Raw genomic sequence first — 1279 nt, forward strand, 5'->3', positions numbered from 1 at the left:
GCGCGAAGGAGGCGTCGGGGCCCAGTCACGGACGCCCCGCCTGCACCAGAGTGCAACCCACCTCACCCCAAACCCAAGGCTTCCTCGGGCCCGGCCTCAAACCGAACCACCCCATTCCACACATAGCGCCGCAGCACACACACCCGCTCACCCCCGCGCGGCACGTAGTCGATCACGTTCACCGAATTCGGCGCGCCCGGCCGCACGCGACTGGAAACCGCGGTGCCCGCATTCACCGCCCAGGCCTGCCCATGCGGCGGCAGCGCCGCGGCGAAGGGCCAATGGATGTGTCCGGCCAGGAACAGATCGGCGCCGGCCTCCACCCAAGCCGCCAAAGCGGCCTCCGCCCCATGGCAGCGGTTGTGCAGATCCTGCGGACGCGCCGCCCACAGCGGCTGATGGGTGACCACGACCTTCAGCGTCCCCGGCGCCTGCGCGCGCAGCTCGCGCGCCACCGCGTCGACCTGCTTCGGTGAGACCTCACCATCGATATGCCGGCGCCGCCGCGTGCTTTTGACGCCTATCACGCACAGCCCCGGCAGCTGCAGGCGCGGCTCCAGCGTGTCGATGCCCAAGCCGTTGCGGTAGCGCGCGTACGGGGTGAACAGCCGCTGCCAGAACGCGAACAGCGGCACGTCGTGATTGCCGGCCAGCACCAACCGCGGCACCGCCGGCAGCGATTCCAGAAACACGCGCGCGCGGCGGAACTGTTCCACCGTCGCGCGTTGAGTGATGTCGCCGGACAGCACGATGGCATCGGGCGCCAGCCTGTGCGCCAGCGCCAGCAGGGCTTCAACCAGCGCCGGCTGCTCGGTGCCGAAATGCGTATCCGACAGGTGCAGGATCCGGCTCATGCCGACTCCGCCGGGCGCGGGCCGGTCGGCACCAGCAGCGGCAGCCGCGTCGAGTCGACCTGAAAACGCAGCGGCGGGCGCATCCGTACGACCTCGCCATCCAGCGCCACCCGCAGGCTGCGGCGGCCCCGCGTCGGCTGCACGATCAGTTCATCGAACACAAAAGACCGGCTGCGCGCATCGTCCGGCCAGTGGCCACTGAGCCCACGCAGAGCCACGCCGAGCAGCTCCCAACGGCTCTGCGGTCGCAGACTGATCCCCAGCAGCCGACCTTCGTCTGTTACCCCGGCCTCGGGCACCCCGAGCTGCTCAAGCTGCAGCCGGTTGATGCCGGCCAGAAAGCTCAGCACCTGTTCGCGATGCTCGCCGTCTTCGCCGCGCAGGCAGAGATCGAGCCGCGGGTGCGGCCGCAGCAGCGTGTTGAA

Annotated in this window: 1 protein-coding gene and 1 pseudogene; both read right to left on the reverse strand. The window is 70.1% G+C overall.

Features of this window, described 5'->3' with window-relative positions:
- Nucleotides 1-62: 62 nt before the first annotated feature.
- Nucleotides 63-854 (reverse strand): metallophosphoesterase, encoded by a 792-nt coding sequence (locus Q8S40_RS18310; protein ID WP_305671531.1) that lies wholly within the window; start codon nt 852-854, stop codon nt 63-65.
- A pseudogene (locus Q8S40_RS18315) lies at nt 851-1279 on the reverse strand (hypothetical protein); the annotation flags it as partial. The gene Q8S40_RS18310 and the pseudogene Q8S40_RS18315, both read right to left, overlap by 4 nt.

The organism is Falsiroseomonas sp., assembly GCF_030695085.1.
Classification (GTDB): domain Bacteria; phylum Pseudomonadota; class Alphaproteobacteria; order Acetobacterales; family Acetobacteraceae; genus Falsiroseomonas.

Excerpts from the sequence above, each read along its gene's own strand:
- Q8S40_RS18310 (WP_305671531.1), bottom strand. The coding sequence starts at position 854 with ATGAGCCGGATCCTGCACCTGTCGGATACGCATTTCGGCACCGAGCAG.